We start from the raw sequence: 23,419 nt of genomic DNA, 5'->3' as shown, positions 1-23,419 counted from the left end.
ATCAGACAGAATATGGATTGTCCGGCCATGTGGGGACGCCGGATGGAAGGTCGGTGCTCACCTTCATCGGGAAGTCGGCCGGGCGCTTCTCCAGGAACGCCGTCACCCCCTCCACCGTGTCGGCCGCGCCCCCGAGCTCGGCCATGAGCCTGGAGTCGGCGGCGTGCGCCTCCCACGGCGAGGCCGCCGACAGGCCCGACCACATCAGCCTGCGCACGGCGGCGACGGAGACGGCCGAGGTGTTGTCGGCGATCTCGCGGCCCAGCGCGTACGCGGCGGGCAGCAGCTCCTCGTCCGGCAGCACCCGCGACACCAGGCGGCCCTCCAGTGCCTCGGCGGCGGGGAAGACCCGGCCGGTCACGGCCCACTCCATGGCCCGGGAGATGCCGACCACCCGGGGCAGGAACCAGCTCGACGCCGCCTCCGTGACGATGCCGCGCCGGGCGAACACGAACCCGAACCTGGCGCTCTCGGCGGCCAGCCGGACGTCCATGGGCAGCGTCATCGTGACGCCCACGCCCACCGCCGGGCCGTTGATCGCGGCGATGACGGGCTTGAGCGAGGCGGCGATCCGCAGCGCGACCGTGCCGCCGCCGTCGCGCGGCGCGCCCTCGACCAGCTCGGCCCCCTCCCGGTGGCCGAACGTGCCACCACCGCCGCCCAGGTCGGCCCCCGCGCAGAAGGCCCGCCCGGCTCCCGTGACCACCACCGCGCGCACGTCGTCGTCGGCGTCGACGAGGTCGAACGCGCTGATCAGCTCGGCGCGCATGGTCAAGGTGAACGCGTTGAGCCGCTCGGGGCGAGACAGTGTGATGGTGGCGACGCGATCGGCCACGTGGTACTCGATCTCGGAGAAGGCCATGACCCGAATCTTATTCGGTTACCGATGTTCACCCTCCGATAAAGACATATTTCGCATTCGATGCGTAGGCTGCCCGCGCTGTCCGTACCTGCGGGTTACGGTGGAGTTCGGGGAACGGGGATGGCCGTGCAGGGTAAGGAACCGGTGAGCGCGGGAGCGGTCCTCGGCTGGCTGGCGCTCTCGGCGCTGGCGCCCGGGGCCGCGCATCTGCGTGCCGGCCGGCGCACGGCCGGCCTGATCCTGCTGTCGTGCTACTTCGCCGGCCTGCTGGCGCTGCTGGCGCTGGCGCTGACGACCGACAACCTGCTGGGCTCGCTGACCCAGGACTCGTGGCTGACCGCGATCGTCGTCGGCGCCGCGGCGCTGGGCGTCGCCTGGTTCGCGGTGATCGTGCACTCCTTCGTGGTACTGCGTCCCGGGCGGCTGCCGCAGAACGGCCAGATCCTGGCCGGCACCCTCGCGGGGCTGCTCGCCGTCGCCGTGGTGGTGCCGTTCGGGCTGGTCGCGCAGAACGTGTGGACGTACCAGAAGACCCTCGGCGACATCTTCACCGGCCCCGAACCGGCCGAACCGGCCGTACCGGCCGGGCAGGAGCCGCCGCAGGACCCGTGGGCCGGGCGGGAGCGGGTCAACATCCTGCTCCTCGGCGGCGACGCCGACGACAACCGCACCGGCGTGCGCACCGACAGCATGAACGTGGCCAGCATCGACGTGAAGTCCGGCAACACCGTGCTGGTCAGCCTGCCGCGCAACCTGGAGAACGTGCGCTTCCGCCCCGGCACGCCCATGGCCCAGCGTTTCCCGGACGGCTTCCGCCTGCCGCCCGACCCCGGCGGCGGCCGCAGCGACCTGCTCAACAGCGTCTGGGAGTACGCCGACGCCCACCCGGAGATCTTCGGCGGCCGCCGGCAGCAGGGCCCGCAGGTGCTCATGGACACCATCGGCTACACCCTCGACCTGAAGATCGACTGGTACGCCCTGGTCAACATGTGGGGCTTCGCCCGGCTCATCGACGCCATCGGCGGCATCACGCTCACCGTCGAGCAGGACGTGGTGTTCGGCAAGTACAACGAGGGCCTGGTCAAGGCCGGCACCAGGAAGCTCAAGGGCGCCGACGCGATGTGGTACGCCCGCTCCCGCACCTACAGCGACGACTACACCAGGATGCGGCGGCAGCGCTGCGTGCTCGGCGCGCTGCTGGACCAGGCCGACCCGGCGACCGTGCTGGCCCGCTTCAACCGGATCGCGCTGGCCGCCAAGGAGCTGATCAGGACCGACATCCCGCGCTCGATGCTGACGAACCTGGTGCCGCTCGCGCTCAGGGTCAAGAACGCGAAGGTGACGAGCCTGCAGTTCGTGCCGCCGCTGATCCGCACCGGCTACCCCGACTGGGACAAGATCCGCCGGCTGACCGCCAAGGCCGTGCGCGACTCGGCCGCGGCCACGTCCGCCGTCGCCGCCTCGGCGAGCCCGTCGGCGAGCCCGTCGGCGACGGAGGGTTCGTCGCCCAGGAAGTCCGGCAAGCCGTCCACCCAGCCCTCCGCGCCGCCGACCAAGGGGCTCACCGAGGGATGCGGCGCGGGTTGAGCCGGACGCCCTGATGACTCGGTCGCGGATGGCATGCTGGGTGGACCGGCAAATCTGGAGGAGATTCGCGATGTCCCACCCCCTCGGCAGCTCACCCGCCGTCCGGCACACCCCTCTCGACGCCGAGGAGAGAGTACGGGCCGAGGCCGGCTTCGTGCCCCTCGTGGCCCAGCAGCTCGCCGAGAACGGCCGGTTCCGGGTGAGCGCCGACAGCGCCGAGCTGGTGGAGGTGTTCCAGGGGGTCGCCCGCAAGGTCGGCGAGCTGCTCGGCCGGCCGGTGGTCAGCTACTCCAACGGCCGCTACATGGTGATCACCTTCGCTCAGGACTCACCGGTGGGCTGAGGCGGGAAGGCGGTCCAGGAGGGCGCGCAGGATCCGGTGGGGGTGCGTCCACAGCAGGGCGCCGCCGGCGCCGGGCACGACGTGCCGCACGGCTCCCGGGATGCGGGTGGTCAGGCCCTCCCCCTGGTCGGGCGAGTGGGTGGCGTCGTGCTCGCCGTACCAGACGTCGACCGGCACCGTGATCGACGACAGGTCGATGCCCCAGCGGCCCATCGCCAGGACGGTGTCGCGGGCGTAACCGGCCGGCCCCTGCGCGAACGCCTCCCCCAGCGCCTCGCGGTATCCGGCGGCGAACTCGGGCCGCTGGTAGACGGCCAGGTCGCAGGCCGGGCTGCCGCCCATCACCAGGTCCCACATCGCCTGCGGGGTAAAGCCCGCGAAGACCCGCTCGGCGGCCTCCGGGTCGTGCGTGGACAGGTCCGTCAACTGCCGCAGCTCGGCGGGCAGCACGCCGGCGAAGCGGGGGGCGGCCACCTCGTCGGCGGCCGAGACCAGGGCCAGCGCGCCGGTCACACCGGCGGCGGCGCAGGCGAGCGCGAACGGGGCGCCCTGCGAGTTGCCCACCATGGCCGGACGCCCGAGGCCGCGCAGCCCGGCGAAGACCTCGACGTCGGCGGCGAAGCCGGCGAACGTGCGGCCCGGCGCGGGGGTGGAGGCGCCCAGTCCGGGCCGGTCCAGGGAGATCAGGCGCACGCCGAGGTCGTCGGGCGCCGCCGCGCCCATGCCGAGCCGGCGGCTGGTGGCGGCCCCCGGGGACAGCAGGACCGGCCTCCCGTCCGGCGGCCCCCACTCGGCCCAGCCCAGGAGGCGGCCATCGGGCAGCCGTTCGGTGCCCGTGCGGGCAGGACGTGCGACCAAGGCGTTCATGCGCCCATCATCTCGTGCGCACCTCGGGGTGTCTCCACCGGTTTTCCGTGGCACGCCGGGCCGGCCGGCGGGTGAATCCGCAGGTCATCCTGCACACTGGGCTTGTGCTCATCGACCTGGTCCCGCCCTTCGAAGGGCGTCACTGTGAGACGACCACCGCCGGCACGCTGCTGCGGCACGCGGGCGTGGAGCTGTCGGAGGCGATGCTGTTCGGGCTGGGCGAGGGGCTGAGCTTCATCTACTGGGACAGCGGCTCGCTGGACGTCCCGCTGATCGGCGGGCGGGTCAAGCCGCACGCGCTCACCGAGAAGCTGGCCGCCGCGCTCGGGTTCACGCTGGACACGCAGGAGACCTCCTCGCCCATCACGGCCTGGTCGAACGTCCGCCGGCACCTCGACGAGGGCGTCCCGGTCGGGATCCGGCTCGACTGCTTCCACCTCGACTACGTGCGGACGCCCTACCACTTCGGCGGCCACTACGTGGCGATGGTCGGCTACGACGAGGGCCACGCCCACCTCGTGGACACCGCCCAGCAGGGCACCCGCAACCGGGTCCCGCTCGACTCGCTCGAACGGGCCCGCGCGGCGACCGGGCCGATGACGGCGCACAACCTGTCGTACACGCTGGGGCCGTGCGCCGAGCCCGACCTGCCGCACGCCATCAGGGCGGCCGTCCGGTCCACCGCCGCCGCCTTCCTCAACCCGGCGATGAGGAACGTCGGCTACCGGGGCATCGAGCAGGCCGCCGCGCTCATCCCCACCTGGCTGGAACGCGGGCCGACCGCGCAGCTCACGCGTACGGCCAACCTCATGGAGCGGGGCGGCACGGGCGGCGCGTTCTTCCGCAACCTCTACACCGAGTTCCTGGCCGAGGCCCAGACGATCGCGCCCGGCAAGGCCCTGGAGACGGCCTGCCAGGCGTACATGGCGCTGGCGCCCAAGTGGAGCGAGGTGGCCGACCTGCTGGCCCAGGCCGGGGAGACCGGCCGGCAGCAGCCGCTCGACCAGGCCGGGGCGCTGCTGTACGACCTGGCCGTGCGCGAGCGGCTGGCCATGGAGACGTTGTACGAGGCGGCTTAGCGGGGGCGGCGGAAGGTGGCGCGCCAGCGGTGGCGTCCGCCGTCGCGCAGGTCCTCGATCCGCTCCGCCGTCAGCCCGCCGGTCGCGAACGCCGCGATCTCCGTCGCGGTCAGCGGCCACGGCGGGGCGCCGACCGGCCCGCCGTCCTCGCGGCCGGAGGCGATCACCAGCAACGTGCCCCCGGGGCGGACGAACCCGGCGACGCTCTCGGTGGCGCGGGCGTGCAGCTCCTCCGGGAGGGCCTGCACGGTCATGATCTCCACCACCAGGTCGAAGGCGTGCCGCCAGGCGGCGGGCGGGTCGAGCAGGTCGGCGGTGACGTAGTCGACCGGGCTGTCCGGGAAACGCTCGCGGGCCAGGCGCACGGCCGACGCGCTCACGTCGAAGGCGACCGTCGCGTGCCCGAGGGCCGCCACGTGCTCGGCGTCGTCGCCCAGGCCCGCGCCCACCACGAGCGCCCGCCCGCCGCCGTGGCCGCGTCCGGCGGTCCACTCCGCGAGCAGGAAGTGCGGGGTGCGCGAGTCCCAGGGCACGATCGCGTCGCCGGTCGCCGACTCGGCGTAGAGGTGCTCGAACCAGCCGGTCGGGTCGTCGGCGGCCAGCGATCGGGCGGCCAGCCGCCTGGCGTCGGCGTCGGGGTCGCGCTCGGTCATCGGCTTCCCGGGGCGGTGCTGCGGGTCGGTCATGCGTGGAAGGATTCCTTGGCCAGGCGGCCGAGGCGGCTCTCGTCGATCGTGTGGCCCAGGCCGGGCTGGGTGAGCGGGACGGCGATGACGCCCGCGTTCGCGCCGACCAGCGGCGTGACGATCTGGTTCTGCTTCGGCGGCTGGGTGACGTCGCACGGCAGCGTGCAGCCGGGCAGGCTCGCGATCGCCACCGTGGCCGCCCTGGCCAGGCCTGCTCCCTGGCCGCCCGCGCACTGGATGTCCCAGCCGGCGGCGGCGGCCCGGTCGTGCGCCCGCCGGGCCTCCGACAACGACGGGAAGGCGGTGGGGCGCAGCAGGAGCACCCTGGCGGCGCGCAGGGTCAGGTAGTCGTCCAGCTCGGCGGTCGAGCGCACCTCGACGGCGACCGAGGCGGCCACCTCGTCCTGGAGCGCGGCGTGCGCGTGGACGTCGCCGAGCGGGAAGGGCCGCTCGATGACCTCCAGGCCATAGGAGTCGAGGGCGACGAGCTGGCCGAGGTCGGTGTAGGCGTTGCCGCCGTCGACGGCCAGGGTCAGGGCGGGGTAGGCCCGCCGCACCGCGCGTACGGGCTCGACGTCCCAGCCGGGCCTGATGTCGAGGGTGACGTGCCCGTAGCCGGCGCAGACCTGCTGGTTGACGCGGGCGACCAGGCTCTCGACGGACGGGTCGGGCGCCAGCCGCACGGTGGCCATCACCGAGGTGCGGGTGCCGCCGATCGCGTGCGCGAGCGGCACGCCGCGCATCCTGGTCCACAGGTCCCAGCAGGCCATGTCGACGGCCGGATCGCCGCTCGGCACGGCGTCGGGGTGCTCCCAGTCGACGCCGATCAGCAGCGCGGCCAGCGACTCCTCCAGCCGCGACCAGGCTTTGGGCTCCGGCGAGACGGCCTCGCCCCAGCCGGTCATGCCGCCGTGGTCGGTGAGCTTGACGAGCAGGCTCTCCGACCTCGCGCCGTACGGCAGGACCAGCCGGAAGACCTCCAGCTCCCGCACTCGCGGCATGAACCCCCCTTAAGCCATGACGAGAGAGTCGTCGCGCCTGGTGAAGGCCATCCACGCCGATGCGTTTGGCAGCGTTCTCAGCACTATGACGTTCTCATCACTATGACGCGGTCCCTTCCATAGTGCCTGCCTTGGCGGACTGCACAAAACGGGGGGCCAGCACGACGGCCAGGACGGCGAGCACGACGGTGAATCCGAGCCCCACGGCGTAGTTCTCGCCCGTGGCGGTGAACAGGGCGCCGCTGACCGCGACGGCCACGACGGTGAACACCGACTCGCCGACGCCCACGGCCGCGCTGTTCTGCCCTTCCTCGCCCTCCTTGGACATCTCCAGCACCAGCACGGACACCGTGGGGTGCAGCGCGCCGATGCCGAGGCCGGAGATGGCCATGGCGACGTAGGCGACCGCGATCGGCAGGAAGTCGACGAGCACGAGCGACACCAGCGAGATGCCGACGGCGATCATCGCGGCGCCGCCGCGGATGGCGGCCATGTGGCTGATCGTGCCGCGGCCCTTGATCCAGGAGCCGGTGGACCAGCCGAGCGCGCCCACCGTGAGGACGACGCCGGCGCCGGTGGCGGTCAGGCCGCGCTCTTGGATCAGCATGAGCGGGATGAGCACCTCGGCGGCCATGAGCGAGCCGTAGGCCAGGCCGCGCAGCACGGGAGCGGTCGGCAGGCCGCGGGCGGCGCGCAGCGAGCCGGGCAGCAGCAGCTTGGGCAGCGCCACGGCCAGCAGGACGACGCCGGCCACGAGCAGCGGCAGGCCGGCCAGCTTCGCGGCGCTGCCGTACTGGATGAGGGCGGCGGCGACGGCGGTCAGCGTGGCCCAGACGAGCTTGCGGCCGAGGCCGGGGGCGGGTTCGGCGGAACCGCGCTCGGCCGAACGGCCCGCGGTGCCGCGCCACAGCAGCAGGGCCGCGGGGATGACCAGCGCGGAGACGCCGAGGAAGATCCATCGCCAGCTCACGTTCTCCACGACGAACCCGGCGATGGCCGGGCCGATCATGGAGGGCACCACCCAGGCGGCCGAGAACAACGCGAACACCTTGGGATGCATGGCCCCCGGGAAGACCCGGGCGACCAGCACGTACAGGGAGACCTGGATCAGTCCGGCGCCCAGCCCCTGGACGAACCGCCCGGCGACCAGCACCTCCATCGTGGGCGCGAGCCCGGCGACCAGCAGCCCGGCCACGAAGGTGACCACGCCGACGGCGATCGGCTGCACCGGCCCCCGCACGTCGCTCCACCTGCCGCCGAGCACGGTCGCGATCACGCTGGCCGCCAGGGTGGCGCTGAAGGCCAGGTTGTACAGGCCCATGCCGCCCAGGTCGCCGGCCACGATCGGCATCGCGGTCGCCACCGCCATCGCCTCGAAGGCCACCAGCATGACGAGCGCGACCAGGCCGACGCTGAGCGCCCGGTACTGCGCGGACAACACCCCGGCCGGGGCCGGGGCGACGTCCTCGATCGGATCAACAGTCGTAGTCATGACCGCAAAGCTACGAGGAACCCCGGGCCGGCACATCGGGCGCGGGGCCTAGGCAATTGGGCCTAAGGCATGCGCGACTCGATGCCGTCGAGCAGCAGTTCGAGGCCGTAGCGGAAACGTTCCTCGCCGTCGGCGGCGATCAGGTCGTCGATGTGCTCGACCAGGTACGGGAAACGGTCGCGCGGCAGGGCGCGGTAGTAGTCGGCGATCTGGCCGACGAAGGAGGCGAAGTACTCCTGCGGCGAGGACATGTCCGCGGCGCGCATCCGGCTGACGTGCACCGAACCCTCGTAGGCGTCGCCGATGAGGTAGAGGGACAGGCGGTCGAGGCACAGGGCGGCCTCGCGCGGCGGCATGCCGGCCTCCAGCAGCAGCCCGTAGACGAACTCGCCGGTGCGCAGCGAGTTGCCGCCCGTGGGGATGTTCGCCAGGGCCGCCCTGGCGACGTCGGCGTGCTTGTTCAGCACCCGGTAGACCTCCAGCGCGTACGACCTGAGCTGGCCCTTCCACTGGCCGGGGTCGCGCTCGGGCAGCCGGATCTCGCCGAGGACCCGGTCGTAGACCAGCTCGAGCAGCTCCTCCTTGTTGGCCACGTGCGCGTACAGCGAGGCGGGGCCGGTGTCGAGCTCCTGGGCGACGCGTCTCATGCTGAGCGCGTCGAACCCTTCGGCGTCGAGGACGCGCAGCCCGGTCTCGACGATGAGGTCCTGGCTGAGCTGCCGCCTGATCTGCGGTTGCTTGCGGGACTTGCGCCACGGCGGCACCGGCACGGCTTCTTCCTTGCTCCCCATGGCGAACACTGTACTTGACACGAACACCGTTCGCCACTAAAACGGTGTTCGTAACGAACAGTGTTCGTAGATAAGAACGGCGTTCTGAAGGAGTTCCTGTGACAGTGACCAATGCGGGGCAGGCCACGGAGGCCGTCGCGCCCTACCGGTGGCGCTGGGCCGCCCTTTTCGTGATCCTGGCCGCCGAGGTGATGGACCTGCTCGACGCGCTGATCACCACGATCGCCGCCCCCACCATCCGCGCCGACCTGGGCGGCAGCGACAGCCTCGTGCAGTGGCTCGGCGCCGGCTACACGCTGGCCATGGCCGTCGGCCTGGTCACCGGCGGGCGGCTCGGCGACCTGTTCGGCCGCAAGCGCATGTTCCTCATCGGCGCCTTCGGCTTCACCGCCGCCTCGTTGCTGTGCGGAGTGGCGGGCAGCCCCGAGATGCTCATCGCCAGCCGCGTGCTGCAGGGCCTGTTCGGCGCCGTGATGTTGCCGCAGGGGCTGGGGCTGATCAAGGAGATGTTCCCGCCGCAGGAGATCGGCAAGGCGTTCGGCATGTTCGGGCCCGTCATGACGATCTCGTCGGTGGGCGGCCCCGTGCTGGCCGGCTGGCTGGTCGACGCCGACTTCTTCGGCACCGGCTGGCGCATGATCTTCCTGATCAACCTGCCGATCGGCCTGGCCGCCGCGCTGGCCGGCATCCGCTTCCTGCCCGAGTACCGCCTCTCCAACGCCACCAGGCTCGACCTGGTCGGCGTCGGCCTGGTCTCGGTCGCCGGATTCCTGCTGATCTACCCGCTGATCCAGGGCCGCGAGCTCGACTGGCCCGCCTGGACGTTCGTCTCGATGGCCGCCTCGCTGGTGGTCTTCGCCCTGTTCGGCCGGTACGAGTCGCGCCGCGCCGCGTCCGGCAAGGACCCGCTGGTCACGCCCAGCCTGTTCCGCAAGCGGGCCTTCTCCGGCGGCCTGGTGGCCGGTCTGGCGTTCTTCTCCGGCATGATCGGCCTCAGCCTGGTCTTCAGCATCTACATGCAGGCCGGCCTGCACTTCAGCCCGCTCAAGGCGGGCCTGGCCAGCCTTCCCCAGGCGGTCGGCGGCGTGCTCGGCTTCGGCCTGGCCATGTCCGGGCTGCAGGAGAAGCTGGGCCGCGGGCTGCTGCAGATCGGCGTGGTCGTCATGGCCGCCGGCGCGGCCGTGCTCGGGGTGACCATCCAGCTGGCCGGCACCGACGTCGGCGTCTGGCAGCTCGCTCCCGGGCTGGCGCTGGTCGGCATCGGCATGGGCCTGACCATGGCGCCGTTCTTCGACATCGTGCTGGCCGGCGTCGAGCCGCACGAGTCGGGGTCGGCCTCGGGCACGATGACCGCCGTCCAGCAGCTCGGCGGCGCGCTCGGCACCGCCGTGCTCGGCACGCTCTTCTTCAACCTGCTCAAGGACGAGTGGAGCTTCGGCTCGGCGATGCAGGTGACCGTCTGGGTCGAGGTCGGGCTGCTGGCCGTGACCTTCGCCCTGTCGTTCCTCATGCCGCGCAGGGCCCGCCCCGAACAGGCCGGCCACTGAGCACCGACCCGGCCGCGGCTCCCCGGCGGGGGTGGAGCCGCGGCCGTTCGCGTGCCCCGGTCAGGTGCTGACGTGGCGTTCGGCCCACCGCGCGATGTCACGGCGTTCGATGGCGGCGGCCATCAGGTCGGGGAAGGCGTCGGGGGTGCAGGCGAACGCGGGCACGCCCATCGCGGCCAGCGCGGCGGCGTTGTCGTGGTCGTAGAAGGGCGCGCCCTCGTCGGAGAGCGCGAGCAGCACGATCACCTGCACGCCGGCCTGGGTCATCGCCGCCACCCGGCGCAGCATCTCCTCGCGCACGCCGCCCTCGTACAGGTCGCTGACCAGGACGAAGACGGAGTCGGCCGGGCGGGTGATAAGACCCTGTGAGTAGGCGATCGCCCGGTTGATGTCGGTGCCGCCGCCGAGCTGGGTGCCGAACAGCAGCTCGACCGGGTCGTGCAACTGCTCGGTCAGGTCGACCACCGCCGTGTCGAACACCACCAGCGACGTCTTCAGCGACCGCATCGAGGCCAGAACCGCCCCGAACACGCTCGAATACACCACCGAGGCCGCCATCGAACCGCTCTGGTCGATGCAGAGCACCACCTCGCGCTGCACCGACCGCTGCCGGCGCGCGTAGCCGACGAGCCGCGACGGGACGACCGTGTTCCGGTCGGGCAGGTAGTTCTTGAGGTTCGCCCGGATCGTCCGGTCCCAGTCGATGTCGGCCACCCGCCTGGGCCGGTGGGTACGCGCCGAACGGTCGAGCGCGCCCGTCACCGCCGCCCGCGTACGGTCGGCCAGCCGGCGTTCGAGCTCCTCGACGACCTTGCGCACCACCGCCCTGGCCGACTCGCGGGCCTGCGCGGGCATCACCCGGTTGAGCGCGAGCAGCGTGCCGACCAGGTGCACGTCGGGCTCCACGGCCTCCAGCATCTCCGGTTCGAGCAGGAGCCTGGTGAGGTTCAGCCGCTCGATCGCGTCCTTCTGCATGACCTGGACGACCGTGGACGGGAAGTACGTGCGGATGTCGCCCAGCCAGCGGGCCACCCGCGGCGCGGACGCCCCGAGGCCGCCCTCGCGCCGGCTCTGCCCCTCGCGGCCGTCGTGGTCGTAGACGGCGGCCAGGGCCGCGTCCATCTGCGCGTCGGCACCTTGCAGGGCGCAGCCGGTGCCGTCGGCGTCGCCGCCCCCGAGCACCAGCCGCCACCTGCGCATGCGCTCATCCACGGTCTCTCCCGATGATCGCCAGCACGGTCGCCACGGCTCCCGCCGCGCGCCGCTCGTCGATGTGCGACTGGTCCGCGCCGCCGGTGCCGCCGGTGCCGCCGGTGCCGCCCGCGCGGCCCGCCGCGCGCACCCGCTCGCCGACGGCCCGCCGCTCCGGCACGGCGAAGCCGCCGAACGTGCGGCGCAGCAGCGGCAGCACGTCGGTGAACTGGTCGGCGGGCAGCGCGGTCAGCCAGGCGTCGACCAGGCCCAGCAGGCGCGGGTCGTGCACCAGGAGCAGGCCGCCGCCGGCCAGGAACCCCTCGACCCAGGCCGCCGCCCTGACCGGGGTCTGCCCCCGGGACATGGCCCTGGCCATGCGGTCGCCCGCGTCGGCAAGCTCGCCGCAGTCGAGCAGGACGCGGGTGAGCCGGCCCTCGATGAGCCCGTGCAGGTCCTGCCGGTCGGCGATGCCCCGCAAGGTGCCCAGCCACCGGGCACGCGGCGAACCGCCCGCCCCGCCCTCGTCGGCCGCCTCCGCCGCATCGCCCCCGCCGTCGACATCGGCCGCCTCCGCCGCATCGCCCCCGCCGTCCGCGTCGGCCGTCGCGAGGGCCGCCTCGGGGGCCGCCTCGGGGGGTGCCGTGGGGGGCGGCGGGCCGGTGGGGGGTTCGGCGAGCAGGGCGACGGCGGCGTGCACGGCGTCGACGTGCTTGAGCAGCCCGGCCGCCGCGTCGTCGTCGAGCGCGGTGACCGCGACCGGCAGCCCGACGCAGATCCGGTCGAGCATCGAACGCACGATCACCGCCAGCCCCTCGGCCGAGGTGCCGCGCACGTCGCCGTACCGGTGGGCGCGGACCATCGCGGGCAGCGCCGCCATCAGGTGCGTGACGTCGGTGTCCAGCGCGGCCTTGGCCGACAGCGCGGCGAGCACGCCGGGCAGCGCCTGCGGCAGGTCGGCCAGCAGGCACTGCTCCACCAGCGTGGTCAGGTCGGCGAGCGCCGCCGACGTGGCCCCGGCCAGGTCGCGGGCGCGCCGCGCGGCCGCGGCGGCGACGGTGGTGCCGAGGGCGGCGTGCTCGATGAGCGCGAGGTCGTGCTCGGGCCGCCACTGCAACGTCCAGGACTCGCGGAACGTGCCCTTGCCGCGCGCCTGCCCCGGCGTGCCCCAGCCCACCTCCAGCAGCCGCAGCCGGTGCAGCAGATGGCTGCGCTCCAGGTCGAGCGGCTTGCGCAGGTCGAGGTCGAGCTCCCGGTCGAGGGCCTCGGGCCGCAGCTTCAGCCGCCGCCGCTGCTCGCGCAGGTCGCGCTGGAGCGGGACCATCGGGGTGCCGTCGGTGACGTGGCCCAGCCGGTCGCCGACGACCATCCGCCGCCGGATCAGCTCGACGGCCAGGTCGTCGCCCTCGCACAGCACCGCCCTGGCCGCCTCGGTCACCTCGCCCAGCCCGGCCAGCGGCCTGCCGCGCAGCCCGGCCAGGGTGGCGGCCAGGCGGACGGACTCGATGACGTGCGCGGAGGAGACCGGCAGCCCCTCCTCGCGCAGCACGGCGGCGGCCTCGGTGAGCCAGCGCTCGACCGGCCGGTCGGGGGCGGTGAACAGGTGGTGGTACCAGCCCGGCGAGGTGATGCCCGCGCCGTAGCCGCTCCAGGAGGCCAGCCGCCCGTACGTCCAGGGCACCCACGTCAGCTCGGCCTTCACCTTCGGCATGCCGCGCAGCAGCGCGTTGTCGGCCGCGGCCGGGGGCAGCGGCCCGCTGAGCGCGGGCACGTGCCAGGCGCCGCAGACCACCGCGATGGTGCCGAACCCCTCCTTGATCGCGGCCCGCAGCGTCCTGCGCATGTACGCCTCGCGCCTGGCCTCCCGGCCGGTCGGCAGGTGCCCCTCGCGCACGGCGGCCATGGCCTCGGCGATCACCTCGAAGGGGGTGTCGCCGCGGTGCTCGACGACGTCCTCCCACCAGCGTTCGGGGTCGTCGTGCCCGGCCGCGGCGGCCAGCGCGCCGATCGGGTCGGCCCGCAGCCCGTCGCCGGTCTCCTCGTCGCCGTCACCGTCGTCCTCGTGGTCACCGTCGTCGGCCAGGGAGTGGGCGGCGGGCAGGTCGCAGAAGCGCACCGGGACGCCGGCCGCGGCGCCGTACAGGATCGCCTGCCATTCGGGCGAGAACTGCGCGAACGGCCAGAACGCGGCCCTGGCCGGAGCGCCGGGCACGTGCGCGAGCAGCGCGACCGGCGGCTCCAGGTCGGGGGCGAGCGCCACCAGCGCGTCGGCCTCCGGCGGCCCCTCGACCAGGATCGCGTCGGGACGCAGGCGTTCGAGCTCGCGCCGCAGCGCGCTGGCCGAGCCGGGGCCGTGGTGGCGCACGCCCAGCACGGAGACGGCGCTCATGACACCTCGCGGCAGGCGCGGTAGAAGTCGCGCCAGTCGGGACGCTCGCGCACCACGGTCTCCAGGTACTCGCGCCACACCACCCGGTCGGAGACCGGCTCCTGCACCACCGCGCCCACGATCCCGGCCGCCACGTCGGAGGGCCGCAGCACGCCGTCGCCGAAGTGGGCGGCCAGCGCGATGCCGCTGGTGAGCACCGAGATCGCCTCGGCCGTGGACAGGGTGCCGCTCGGCGACTTGACCTTGGTGCGGCCGTCCTCGGTGACGCCGGCGCGCAGCTCGCGGAAGACGGTCACCACGCGCCTGATCTCGGCCAGGCCGGTGGAGGTCTCCGGCAGCTCCAGCGAGCGGCCGAGCTGGGTGACGCGGCGGGCGACGATGTGCACCTCCTCCTCGGCGCTGGCGGGCACGGGCAGCACGACGGTGTTGAACCGGCGGCGCAGGGCGCTGGACAGCTCGTTGACGCCCCGGTCGCGGTCGTTGGCGGTGGCGATGACGTTGAAGCCGCGCTCGGCCTGGACCTCGCGGTTGAGCTCGGGGATCGGCAGCGTCTTCTCCGACAGGACGGTGATCAGCGCGTCCTGGACGTCGGAGGGCATGCGGGTCAGCTCCTCGACGCGGGCGATCCGCCCCTCGGCCATGGCCCGCATCACCGGCGAGGGGGTCAGCGCCTCGAACGAGGGGCCCTCGGCCAGCAGCCTGGCGTAGTTCCAGCCGTACCGGACGGCCTCCTCGGCGGTGCCCGCGGTGCCCTGGACGAGCAGCGTCGAGTCGCCGCTGACGGCGGCGGCCAGATGCTCCGACAACCACGTCTTGGCCGTGCCGGGCACGCCGAGCAGCAGCAGCGCGCGGTCGGTGGCGAGCGTGGCCACGGCGACCTCGACGATGCGGCGGGCGCCGACGTATTTGGGGGTGACGCGGTCGTCGTCGCCCAGGATGTAGCGGGTCACCGCCCACGGCGACAACTTCCAGCCGGGGGGACGCGGGCGGTCGTCGTCCTTGGCCAGGTAGGCCAGCTCCTCGGCGTACTGGTCTTCGGCGTGGGGACGCAGGACGGTCATGCGAGCTCCTTGTACATGTCGGCACGGAAACGCAGGAGGGCGGCGACCTGCTGGATCGGCGCCACCGGCGAGTAGCTCTCGGCCAGCGGGAACAGCGCGGGGTCGATGTGCTCGCCCGCCAGCTTGACCAGCTCGCCGAGGTTCCACGGCTGGACGGCCGCCACCTTGACGATCTTGTGCAGGACGGCCGTGGCCAGGCCCTCCCGCCAGTGGGACGAGACGCCGCCGAGAACCATGATCAACTGGCTGTCGAGGTCGTGCTTGTTGACGAAGCCCGCGGCGAGCTCCTGCTGCTCGGCGGGCGGGAGCGCTTCGAGCAGGTCGGCGATCGGGTCCCAGCCGAACATCGCGCGCGCCCACTCGGGGTCCTTCTGCAGCACCGCGGCCCGGACCCAGGCGGCCTTCACCTCGGCGTCCCAGTCGGGGATGCGCATCTTCAGCAGCCTGGACGGCGGCCGGCCCCAGAAGCCCAGCGGGGCGCGGGCCAGGATCTGCTGCAGCCACCAGGCCCGCTCGCCGATGCCGCGCGGCGGTTTGGGACGCACGCCGTCGCGCTCCATCGCCCGGTCGCACTCCAGGGGCGCCTCGACGGCGATGGCCGAGCCGGAGATCGACACGCAGGCCCGCGCCCGCTCGGCCATGCGCCTGGACAGGCGGGAGCCGGGCAGCCGGGTCAGCAGGTTGGCGGCGGCCTGGCGGACCTCCCGGCGGCGGTCGTCGAGCGCGGCCTCCAGGAACGGCTCGTCGCCCATGGCGAGCCCGTCGGCCAGCAGCTCGACGAACTCGGCCCGGTCGTCGGGCGTCTCCCGCTCCCAGGTGCTCTCCAGCAGCTCCCTGGCCGCGGCGGGGTCGGCGGCGCGCAGGGCGCGCAGGTGGGCGCGGCGGTCGGCGGGGCCGCCGAGCTCCCAGGTCTCGCCGGTGGGCTCCGCCAGCAGGTAGCCCCACGCCTGGTTGAGGCCGGCCAGCCAGCGGCCGCGCTGCCCGGCCAGGACGCCCAGATGGGCGCGGATCGAGCGGTCGCGCCTGCCTCTTTCGAGCAGGTCGGGCAGCACGTCGCAGGGCACCCTGCGGCCGGTCGCGGCGGCCGCGGCCAGCCATTCGGGCAGCAGGCGGTCGTAGTCGCCGCCCATGATCCGGACCAGCCGCCCGGCCGCGCGCCTGCCCACGGCGGGCAGCTCCTCGGCGGGGGCGGGGGCCGGCGGCGCGGCCTCGACCGGGCCGCGGCCCGCGCGCCGCCGGGCCGTCTCGACGGCGGCGGCCGCCAGCAGGTCTCCCTGGTAGGGCCGGCGGTCGGTGCCGACCAGGGCGGTGGAGGCCAGGTCGTCCCAGGTCACAGGAGCACCGCCGTTCCTTCGTCGTCGTAGGTGGTGAGCGGGCGCAGGCCCTGCGGGGTCCATTCGGCGGCCAGCGTGACGGGACGGCCGCCCGAGACGGCGATCAGCCGCCAGGGGTCGCGGGCCCGAGGGTGCAGCGGCAGCCCGCCGACCGCCGTGCGGCCCGGGACGACGCCGGCCAGCACCACCGGCCACGACTCGGTCCAGGGATCGTCGGCCAGTACCCGCGCCACCTCCTCCAGCGCCTCGCCGGCCGGCACCCCGGCCGGCACCCCGGCCGGCACCCCGGCCGACATGGCGCCCCCGCCCGGAAGGGGGTCGGTGGGGTGGCGGGTGGCGACGAGGGCGCGGAGGGGGGCGGCTCCCGGGTAGAAGGCGAGGTCGGCGTCGATGGTGGTGCCCGTGACCAGCGAGGCGTCGAGGGTCTGGCCGGGCGGGGCGAAGGAGAGGATCAGCGCCGCCCGGCCGGTGGCGCGGCCCTTGAGCCAGACGCGGCGGGCGGTCAGCCGGTCGTGCTCGTCGTCGCGGCTGCTGAGCACGTGCCAGTGGTCGCGCACCACCGGCCCGGCCAGCACCTCTTCCCGGGTGACCGGGAAACCGGTGCGGATGCGGACGGTCTCGGCAAGGGGGGCGGGCAGCTCGGCGCGGCGGCGGTAGGCGACGGCGAGGAGGTTGATCAGGGCGTATTCCTCCAGGAGCCGGCCGGGCCAGTCGTCGTCGGCGCGCACCTGGGTCAGCCGGGACACCAGGCCCGCGACTCCGGGGGCCTGGGCGTCGATGAGGCGCTTGGCCAGGCCGTCCCAGTCGTGCTCGGCGGAGGACGCGAGGCCCTGGCGGATCTGGTCGGCCAGCCAGCGCTCCAGCTCCGCCAGCCCGGCCCCCACCCGCGCCTGCCGCACCGACTCCGCCTTCCCCGCCCCGGCCGCCCCTGCCGCCCCTGCGCCAGTCCCGGCGCCAGTCCCGGCGCCAGTCCCGGCGCCAGTCCCGGCGCCGGTCCCGGCGCCGGTCCCGGCGCCGGTCACGGTCCCAGTCCCGCTCCCGGTCGCGGCGGCATCGTCGCGAGCGGTCTCGACGCGGGCCGCGGACCTGGCGGCGCGCTCGGCGCGGCCGTCGAGCCACTCGGTGACCCACTGCGGCGCGGCCTCCTCGGCGGGCACGCCGTCGGCCGACCACAGCAGCAGCAGGCCCAGCGCGTGCTTGCAGGGGAACTTGCGGCTGGGGCAGCTGCACCGGTAGGCGGGCTCGGTCAGGTCGACGCACGCCAGATAGGGCTTGGACCCGCTGCCCTCGCACTCGCCGTAGAGGACGCTGCCCGTCGTGCCGCGCGAGGACCACTTGCCCGCCGCGGCCACCCCCTGAGCCGCCTTCCTGGACGGCGCGTCGGGGGCGAGGGCGAGCACCTGATCACGGCTCCACCGTTCGATCACCTGCCGCAGACTAGCCAGGGCGACCGACAGTTCGCGCGGCGGGCGGCCCGTCCGCCGGACGTGGTCCCCGCGCACCGCGGACCCTCGTAAGATCGGCCGTGTGGAGCTGAGGATCTATCCCGACGGCGCGCCCACCGAGGTCGCCGACGAGGCCGCCGCCCTGGCGCTGGCCGCCGCGCTCGACGGCCAGGCCGTCCTCGACGGCACCCGTTTCCTGCGGCGCGACGTCACCGGCGGGCCCGTCGGCTTCGCCGAGCGCCCGCCCGTGGCCGCCGCGCTCGACCTGCTGCCCCATCCGGAGGGCGGCTGGTACCGCGAGACCTGGCGCTCGCCCGTCACGGTCCGGCCCGACGGTTACCCGGGCCCGCGCGCGAGCGCCACCGGCATCTACTTCCTGCTCCAGCCGGGCGAGGAGTCCGTCCCGCACGTCGTCAGGTCGGACGAGGTGTGGTTGTGGCACCGGGGCGGCCCGCTGAGCCTGACCGTGGGAGACCGCGACGTCGTCCTGGGGTCGCTGGTCGAGCGGGGGCAGGTGCCGCAGGCGATCGTGCCCGGCGGCGTGTGGCAGTCCGCGCGCCCGGCCGGTGACGAGGCGGTGCTGGTGAGCTGCGTCGTGTCGCCGGGGTTCGACTTCGCCGATTTCACCGCGTGATCGTAAAGATCGTCTTATATAGAAGGCATGCCGGGCATCGAGGCGGCCCTGACCGCCGCTGGGAAGAGCGTCGCCGAGCGCGCCATGCGCGAATGGCTGGCCGTCCGGGCCGCGCGCAAAGACCGGACGAGTGAGCTGAAGGACCTGGTCCAGAGCGGCTTTCGCGACCGGCTGGCGCCCCGGAAGATCGACAACCAGCTCCAGGGCATCGCGCTGGCCGTCGAGGGCCGGCTGTCGCGGCTCATCGAGCAGGAGTTCCGCGGGCTGGACGAGTCCGCGCGGGCCGCCGTCCTGCTGGAGACCGTGGCCGCGCTGCGTGCCGCCGACCTGTCGGACGAGGCGCTGTTCGCGTCCGACGCCGACCCGGCCAAGCTGGCCGGGCGCGTCCTGGCCGCCCTCCCCGAACCGCGCCTCGGGGAGGCCGAGGACCGCCTGTACGCCGTCCTGCTCGCCGAGTCCGTCGACTGCCTGGTCGGCCTGATGCGGCAGCTCCCCCAGTACGTGCCGCGCGCCGCCACCGAGACGCTGGGCAGGCTCAGCGGCCTGGCCGAGGGCGTGGAACGGCTGCTCGCCAGGATGCCGCAGCGCACGCTGGAGGCCCCGGAGGGCAGCCAGGACGACGCCGCGTTCGAACGCCTCTACCTCGGTTTCGCCAGCCGCACCCTCGACGAGGTCGAGCTGTTCGGCGTCCGGGTGGAGACCTACCGCCCGCGCACGTCACTGAGCATGGCCTACATCAGCCTCAACGTCTCCTCCGGCGAGCGCGGGCCGCGCGCGCCGGAGCGGCTGTCGATCGCCGCGCTCACCGGCGGTCACCCCGCCGAGCGCGGCACCGAGCGCATCGAGTCGGCGCTCGGCCGCGCCCGGCTCACGCTGCTGCGCGGCGACGCGGGTTCGGGCAAGAGCACGTTGCTGCGCTGGCTCGCGGTGACCGCCGCGCGCGGCGGCTTCTCGGGCGACCTGGCCACCTGGAACGGCTGCGTGCCGCTGATGATCAAGCTGAGGAGCCATTCGTCGGGACGGCTGCCCGCCCCCGCCGCCTTCCTCGACGACGTCGCCCGGGAGGTCGCCGGGCGCATGCCGCGCGGCTGGGTGGAGCGCGTGCTGGACTCAGGGCGCGGGCTGCTGCTGGTCGACGGGGTGGACGAGCTGCTCGTCCGGCACCGGCCGGCCGTTCGGGAGTGGTTGTCGCGGCTGCTGGCGGCCTATCCGGGGCTGCGGGTCGTGGTGACCTCCCGTCCGACCGCCGCCGACGCCCGCTGGCTGGCCGACGAGGGGTTCGCGGCCTCGACGCTGGAGCCGATGACGCCCGACGACCAGCGGGAGCTGATCCGCCAGTGGCACGTGGCGATCCGCGACTGCCCGAGCCTGCCGTGCGAGCCCGGCGAGCTGGAGGGCTACGAGGTCGCCCTGCTGGCCCGCATGGAGTCCAATCCGCACCTCGGCGTGGTCGCCTCGACCCCGTTGCTGGCCGCCATGTTGTGCGCGCTCAACCTCGACCGCCGCACCCAGCTCCCGCGCAGCCGGATGGGCTTCTACGACGCCGTGCTCAGCCTGCTGCTGGAACGCCGCGACGCCGAGCGGCGGATCGACGACGACGTGTCCCTCGACCCGGGCCAGAAGGTGTGGATCCTGCGCGACCTGGCCTGGCGGCTGGTGTCGATGGGCCGTTCCGAGCTGTCGAAGGCGACCGCGCTGCGCCGGGTCGAGCAGAAGCTCGCCTCGATGACCCGCGTCTCGCACACCGCCTCCGACGTGCTGGAACACCTGCTGCGCAGGAGCGGCGTGCTGCGCGAGCCGGTGCCCGGCCGGATCGACTTCGCGCACCGGACCGTGCAGGAGTACCTGGCCGCCGGGCAGCTCGTGGAGGACGAGGACGTCGAGGCCGCGGTCGAGCGGGCCCACCTGGACCAGTGGCGCGAGGTCGTGGTGATGGCCGCCGGGCACGCGAACGGCCGGCTGCGCGGGGAGTTGCTGAGCGGCCTGCTGGACCGCGCCGACCAGGGCGGCAAGCACGCCCGCCGGCTGCGGCTGCTGGTGGCCGCCTGCCTGGAGACCGTCCAGGAGATCCCGGCCGGGCTGCGCGACCGGGTCGAGGCTTGTCTGGCGCAGGTGATCCCGCCGCGTACGGAGGAGGAGGCGACCCTGCTGGCGGCGGCGGGCGAGGAGATCCTGCGCCGCCTGCCCCGCGACCTGACGGGCCTGCCGGTGCAGCGCGCGGCGTGGACGGTCCGCACGACGTTCCTGATCAACGGCCCGGCGGCCCTGGACCGCCTGGCCGGCTACGCGTCCGACCCGCGGTGGCAGGTACGGGAGCAGCTTCGCCAGGGCTGGGAGTACTTCGACGCCGACGTCTACGCCCGGCGCGTCCTGGCCGACATGGAGGACGTCACCTTCACCGGCGCCCGCCATCTCCGCAGCGCCTGCCTGCTGAAGGCGACAGACGTGCGCGTCACCGTGCCCACTCCCCTCGCCGACCTGCGGTTCCTCCGCGACCTGCCGCAGACGGAGTCGCTGAGCGTGCAGGACGCCCCGATCCGGTCCCTGGACGGGGTGGAGTCGCTGCCCCGGCTGACCCATCTCGGACTGTACTTCTACAGCGAGCCGCACGCCGTGGACGTGGCCTGCCTGGACAAGTCGCGACATCTGCGCGACCTGGGGTTGTGGGGAGTCCGGCTCGACGATCCGTCCTTCCTCGACCGGCTGCCCCGCCTGAACAAGCTCTCCCTCGACCTGCTGGACGACGATCGGGACTCCTGGCACGCGCCGCTCGCCCGGCAGGACGAGCTGGAGTCGCTGCACGTCAGGCGCGAGGGCCTGCCGCTGCCCGGCACGGTCCTGTCCGGGATGCGGCGGCTGCAGCGGTTGTGGCTGGACGACCTCGCGGAGGCCGGCGCCTGCCTCGACGCCGCCGCCCGGTCCTGCCCGGCCGTCACGGAGGTGTCCCTCGACGGGGTCGGCGGGCTCGACCTCGCGCCGGTCGACCGGTTCTCCCTGACCCGCCTGCGCCTGCGCCACTGCCCCGCCCTGACGGACCTCACCCCGCTGCGCGGGCAGACGCGGCTCTCCTCCCTCACCCTGGCCCTGTGCCCCGGCGTGACCGACCTCTCGCCGCTCGCCGCGCTCCCTCAGCTCCGCAGCCTGAGCCTGTTCCTCATGCCCCACGACCTCGACGTGAGCCCGCTGGCCGGGATGGCGGGGCTCACCGTCCGGCTCGGGCACTCGCAGCGGGTCGTCAACGGGGACGGCGTGCGGATCAGGAGGGTGTGACGGCCGGCGGCCGGTGAAAGATCGCTTTATCTACTCGGAATTTCGTGCTAAACGTGGCTATATCCCGTTCGGAGTTCCCATCAACCGGCATGTCCGGCCTGGCGCCCTGCCCTGCTCACCGTCCAGGCCGTCGTCACAGAACTTGCACGGCGTGTACACGTTCACCCCCCCCGGGACGCCCGGCCTCCGCCCGTGCGCGGGCGCCGCCTCCCGCTGGACGAGAAGGGGAACCACCATGACCCTGCCCCTCGCCGCGACCACCGCCGTCGAACCCGCCCCCGCCCGCCGCCGCGGACTCGTGCTGCTGCTCAGCGCCCTGGCGGGATTCCTGCTGACCGTCGTGTGGTCGGCCGAGTTCGTGGACCAGACGATCGGCTCGACGGTCGCCGACACGATGCTCGGCCGCGACGCCGACGCCACCCCCATCGCCGGGACGCTCTCCGGCATCGTGTTCGCCTTCGCCTCCGGCCTGGCGGGCTCGTTCACCGCCTGCAACATCGCCGCGCTCGGCGCGGTCGCGCCCCTGGTCGGGGCCAGGCCGTCGGTCGGCGAACGGATCCGCGGGACGCTGCGCCCGCTCGGCTGGCTGGCGGCCGGCGCGCTGGCCGTGTCCGGCGCGTACGGCGTCGTGGTGGGGATCGTCGGCACCGCCATGCCGCAGTTCGCCACGGCCAGGCCCGCGCCGGGCACCCTGTCCCCCGGCCTGGTCCAGGCGATGGTCACGTTCGGGCTGATCGGGCTGGCCTTCCTCTACCTGGGCCTGGCCGCGCTCGGCTACCTGCCCGACCCGCTGGCCCGCCATCCGAGGGCCCGCATGGCCGTCATGGGCGCGCTGATCGGCGGCTTCCTGATCGGCCGCCCGTTCCCGCTGTTCCGCCAACTCTTCCGGGACGCCGCCGAGAGCCACAACCCCCTGTACGGCGCGCTGGCGTTCATGCTGCAGTCGGCCGGCAACATCGTCGTCATGTCGGTCCTGTTCGTGCTGCTCGCCCTGGCCACCGGGGGCCGCGCGCACCGCTGGCTGACCGCCACCCCGGCCCGGCTGGCCCTCATCACCGGCGCGGCGCTGGTGGTGGCCGGCGTCTTCACCCTTCTGTACTGGGACGTCCGGATCCTGGCCCGCCGCGACCTCATCTGGTACCCGACGGCGCCCTGGAGCTGACCGGCGCGGCGGCTGCCCGCGCGCGGGCTACCGGCCGTTTCTGCGGGAAGGAGGAGAAGGTGACCGTGGGAGGTGCGCGATGAGGGCCGTCATGAACGCCGCGTTGTTGCGGATCCGCAGGCACCGGCCGGACCGCAACCCGTTGCGCCGCCGCTCCGACCGGCTGGAGAGCGCCGGGCTGGCGGTGGCGGTGCTCCTCGTGCTGCTGAGCGTCTGGCCGGCAGTGCTGGCCGGCCGGGTCACCTACGAGGGCGGCCTGCGCGAGGCCCGCGTGGGCCCCGGCTTCCGGCAGCAGGTGACCGCGACGACGCTGCGGGAGCCGCGGCCCGTGCGGCCGTCGTTCGGCGAGGCGGCGACCACCATGGTCCCGGCGAGCTGGACCACCCCGGCGGGGGTGGCCAGGACCGGGCAGGTCCAGGTCCCGGCCGGCACGCGGGCGGGCGCGACCGTCCCCCTGTGGATCGACCGTGCGGGCGACCCCACGACGCCGCCGAGCCGCACCGACGTGGTCCTGCGCGGCGTGGGCATGGCGGCGTTCGTCCAGGTGCTGGCCTTCCTGCTGGTCCTGGGGGCCGTCGCGGCGCTGCGCCGGCTGCTGGACCGGCGCAGGTACGCCGACTGGGACGCGGCCTGGATCCGCGCCGACGACCGGTGGCGCCGCCCGCGCCGCCCGTAGCC

General features: G+C 74.1%; 19 protein-coding genes. 8 read left to right on the top strand and 11 right to left on the bottom strand.

Annotated elements, in window-relative coordinates; translation table 11 throughout:
- Position 1: 1 nt before the first annotated feature.
- Positions 2-862: an enoyl-CoA hydratase-related protein gene (locus ABZ444_RS04670; RefSeq protein ID WP_357992631.1), complete on the bottom strand. Its 861-nt coding sequence runs from the start codon at positions 860-862 to the stop codon at positions 2-4.
- 120 nt (positions 863-982) lie between these two features.
- On the opposite strand from ABZ444_RS04670, the gene ABZ444_RS04665 reads away from it, so the two are divergent.
- Complete coding sequence (locus ABZ444_RS04665; RefSeq protein WP_357992629.1) at positions 983-2,449, top strand: LCP family protein; 1,467 nt, start codon at positions 983-985, stop codon at positions 2,447-2,449.
- A gap of 70 nt (positions 2,450-2,519) precedes the next feature.
- On the top strand, positions 2,520-2,792 hold the full coding sequence (locus ABZ444_RS04660; protein WP_357964656.1) for a hypothetical protein: 273 nt from the start codon (positions 2,520-2,522) through the stop codon (positions 2,790-2,792).
- Here ABZ444_RS04660 and ABZ444_RS04655 read toward each other — a convergent pair.
- Entirely contained in the window at positions 2,778-3,659 is an 882-nt protein-coding gene (locus ABZ444_RS04655) for an alpha/beta hydrolase (RefSeq protein ID WP_357992626.1), read from the bottom strand. The genes ABZ444_RS04660 and ABZ444_RS04655 overlap by 15 nt on opposite strands.
- A 104-nt stretch (positions 3,660-3,763) precedes the next feature.
- Between ABZ444_RS04655 and ABZ444_RS04650 the strand changes: the two genes are divergently transcribed.
- Positions 3,764-4,738, top strand: a complete 975-nt coding sequence (locus ABZ444_RS04650) for a BtrH N-terminal domain-containing protein (RefSeq protein WP_357992623.1) — start codon at positions 3,764-3,766, stop codon at positions 4,736-4,738.
- On the opposite strand, the gene ABZ444_RS04645 is transcribed toward ABZ444_RS04650, so the two are convergent.
- From ABZ444_RS04645 to ABZ444_RS04630, 4 genes are all read right to left on the bottom strand, one after another.
- Positions 4,735-5,424, bottom strand: a complete 690-nt coding sequence (locus ABZ444_RS04645) for a class I SAM-dependent methyltransferase (RefSeq protein ID WP_357992620.1) — start codon at positions 5,422-5,424, stop codon at positions 4,735-4,737. The genes ABZ444_RS04650 and ABZ444_RS04645 overlap by 4 nt on opposite strands.
- Positions 5,421-6,425 (bottom strand): enolase C-terminal domain-like protein, encoded by a 1,005-nt coding sequence (locus ABZ444_RS04640; protein WP_357992617.1) that lies wholly within the window; start codon positions 6,423-6,425, stop codon positions 5,421-5,423. Before ABZ444_RS04640 ends, ABZ444_RS04645 begins: the two co-directional genes overlap by 4 nt.
- Positions 6,426-6,525: 100 nt before the next feature.
- Entirely contained in the window at positions 6,526-7,917 is a 1,392-nt protein-coding gene (locus ABZ444_RS04635) for an MFS transporter (RefSeq protein ID WP_357992614.1), read from the bottom strand.
- 62 nt (positions 7,918-7,979) lie between these two features.
- Complete coding sequence (locus ABZ444_RS04630; protein WP_357992611.1) at positions 7,980-8,708, bottom strand: TetR/AcrR family transcriptional regulator C-terminal domain-containing protein; 729 nt, start codon at positions 8,706-8,708, stop codon at positions 7,980-7,982.
- 98 nt (positions 8,709-8,806) lie between these two features.
- Here ABZ444_RS04630 and ABZ444_RS04625 point away from each other — a divergent pair, with 98 nt between their 5' ends.
- On the top strand, positions 8,807-10,255 hold the full coding sequence (locus ABZ444_RS04625; RefSeq protein ID WP_357992608.1) for a DHA2 family efflux MFS transporter permease subunit: 1,449 nt from the start codon (positions 8,807-8,809) through the stop codon (positions 10,253-10,255).
- 60 nt (positions 10,256-10,315) lie between these two features.
- Here ABZ444_RS04625 and ABZ444_RS04620 read toward each other — a convergent pair whose 3' ends face one another.
- From ABZ444_RS04620 to ABZ444_RS04600, 5 genes are read right to left on the bottom strand one after another with little or no spacing between them, the layout of a single operon-like run.
- A complete protein-coding gene (locus ABZ444_RS04620; RefSeq protein WP_357965849.1) occupies positions 10,316-11,455 on the bottom strand; it encodes a VWA domain-containing protein in 1,140 nt (379 codons plus the stop codon).
- A gap of 4 nt (positions 11,456-11,459) precedes the next feature.
- The gene (locus ABZ444_RS04615) at positions 11,460-13,835 is read right to left on the bottom strand and encodes a DUF5682 family protein (protein ID WP_357992605.1); all 2,376 of its coding nucleotides are present in this window, start codon (positions 13,833-13,835) and stop codon (positions 11,460-11,462) included.
- On the bottom strand, positions 13,832-14,896 hold the full coding sequence (locus ABZ444_RS04610; protein WP_357992602.1) for an AAA family ATPase: 1,065 nt from the start codon (positions 14,894-14,896) through the stop codon (positions 13,832-13,834). Before ABZ444_RS04610 ends, ABZ444_RS04615 begins: the two co-directional genes overlap by 4 nt.
- Complete coding sequence (locus ABZ444_RS04605) at positions 14,893-16,230, bottom strand: DUF5691 domain-containing protein (RefSeq protein ID WP_357992599.1); 1,338 nt, start codon at positions 16,228-16,230, stop codon at positions 14,893-14,895. The genes ABZ444_RS04610 and ABZ444_RS04605 overlap by 4 nt, the downstream gene beginning before the upstream one ends.
- A complete protein-coding gene (locus ABZ444_RS04600) occupies positions 16,227-17,657 on the bottom strand; it encodes an SWIM zinc finger family protein (protein ID WP_357992596.1) in 1,431 nt (476 codons plus the stop codon). The genes ABZ444_RS04605 and ABZ444_RS04600 overlap by 4 nt, the downstream gene beginning before the upstream one ends.
- A gap of 100 nt (positions 17,658-17,757) precedes the next feature.
- On the opposite strand from ABZ444_RS04600, the gene ABZ444_RS04595 reads away from it, so the two are divergent.
- The 4 genes from ABZ444_RS04595 to ABZ444_RS04580 all read left to right on the top strand — a co-directional run bounded on the left by ABZ444_RS04595 (position 17,758) and on the right by ABZ444_RS04580 (position 23,417).
- The gene (locus ABZ444_RS04595; protein ID WP_357992593.1) at positions 17,758-18,309 is read left to right on the top strand and encodes a cupin domain-containing protein; all 552 of its coding nucleotides are present in this window, start codon (positions 17,758-17,760) and stop codon (positions 18,307-18,309) included.
- Between the two features lie 27 nt (positions 18,310-18,336).
- The gene (locus tag ABZ444_RS04590) at positions 18,337-21,579 is read left to right on the top strand and encodes an NACHT domain-containing protein (RefSeq protein ID WP_357992590.1); all 3,243 of its coding nucleotides are present in this window, start codon (positions 18,337-18,339) and stop codon (positions 21,577-21,579) included.
- A 235-nt stretch (positions 21,580-21,814) separates the two neighbouring features.
- Complete coding sequence (locus tag ABZ444_RS04585) at positions 21,815-22,741, top strand: hypothetical protein (protein WP_357992587.1); 927 nt, start codon at positions 21,815-21,817, stop codon at positions 22,739-22,741.
- Between the two features lie 79 nt (positions 22,742-22,820).
- On the top strand, positions 22,821-23,417 hold the full coding sequence (locus ABZ444_RS04580; RefSeq protein ID WP_357992585.1) for a hypothetical protein: 597 nt from the start codon (positions 22,821-22,823) through the stop codon (positions 23,415-23,417).
- Positions 23,418-23,419: the final 2 nt, after the last annotated feature.

Source organism: Nonomuraea sp. NPDC005730, from assembly GCF_040630865.1.
In the GTDB taxonomy this organism is placed as follows: Bacteria; Actinomycetota; Actinomycetes; order Streptosporangiales; family Streptosporangiaceae; genus Nonomuraea.
Note: the sequence above shows the minus strand (reverse complement) of the source record. Positions and strands in the feature narration are given on the sequence as shown.

Bases quoted from the DNA above. Each gene is read 5' to 3' on its own strand.
- ABZ444_RS04635 (WP_357992614.1), bottom strand. From the start codon at position 7,917: ATGACTACGACTGTTGATCCGATCGAGGACGTCGCCCCGGCCCCGGCC.
- ABZ444_RS04645 (WP_357992620.1), bottom strand. From the start codon at position 5,424: ATGACCGACCCGCAGCACCGCCCCGGGAAGCCGATGACCGAGCGCGAC.
- ABZ444_RS04660 (WP_357964656.1), top strand. From the start codon at position 2,520: ATGTCCCACCCCCTCGGCAGCTCACCCGCCGTCCGGCACACCCCTCTC.
- ABZ444_RS04665 (WP_357992629.1), top strand. From the start codon at position 983: ATGGCCGTGCAGGGTAAGGAACCGGTGAGCGCGGGAGCGGTCCTCGGC.
- ABZ444_RS04670 (WP_357992631.1), bottom strand. From the start codon at position 862: ATGGCCTTCTCCGAGATCGAGTACCACGTGGCCGATCGCGTCGCCACC.
- ABZ444_RS04580 (WP_357992585.1), top strand. From the start codon at position 22,821: ATGAGGGCCGTCATGAACGCCGCGTTGTTGCGGATCCGCAGGCACCGG.
- ABZ444_RS04590 (WP_357992590.1), top strand. From the start codon at position 18,337: ATGCCGGGCATCGAGGCGGCCCTGACCGCCGCTGGGAAGAGCGTCGCC.
- ABZ444_RS04620 (WP_357965849.1), bottom strand. From the start codon at position 11,455: ATGCGCAGGTGGCGGCTGGTGCTCGGGGGCGGCGACGCCGACGGCACC.
- ABZ444_RS04585 (WP_357992587.1), top strand. From the start codon at position 21,815: ATGACCCTGCCCCTCGCCGCGACCACCGCCGTCGAACCCGCCCCCGCC.
- ABZ444_RS04655 (WP_357992626.1), bottom strand. From the start codon at position 3,659: ATGAACGCCTTGGTCGCACGTCCTGCCCGCACGGGCACCGAACGGCTG.
- ABZ444_RS04630 (WP_357992611.1), bottom strand. From the start codon at position 8,708: ATGGGGAGCAAGGAAGAAGCCGTGCCGGTGCCGCCGTGGCGCAAGTCC.
- ABZ444_RS04610 (WP_357992602.1), bottom strand. From the start codon at position 14,896: ATGACCGTCCTGCGTCCCCACGCCGAAGACCAGTACGCCGAGGAGCTG.
- ABZ444_RS04640 (WP_357992617.1), bottom strand. From the start codon at position 6,425: ATGCCGCGAGTGCGGGAGCTGGAGGTCTTCCGGCTGGTCCTGCCGTAC.
- ABZ444_RS04615 (WP_357992605.1), bottom strand. From the start codon at position 13,835: ATGAGCGCCGTCTCCGTGCTGGGCGTGCGCCACCACGGCCCCGGCTCG.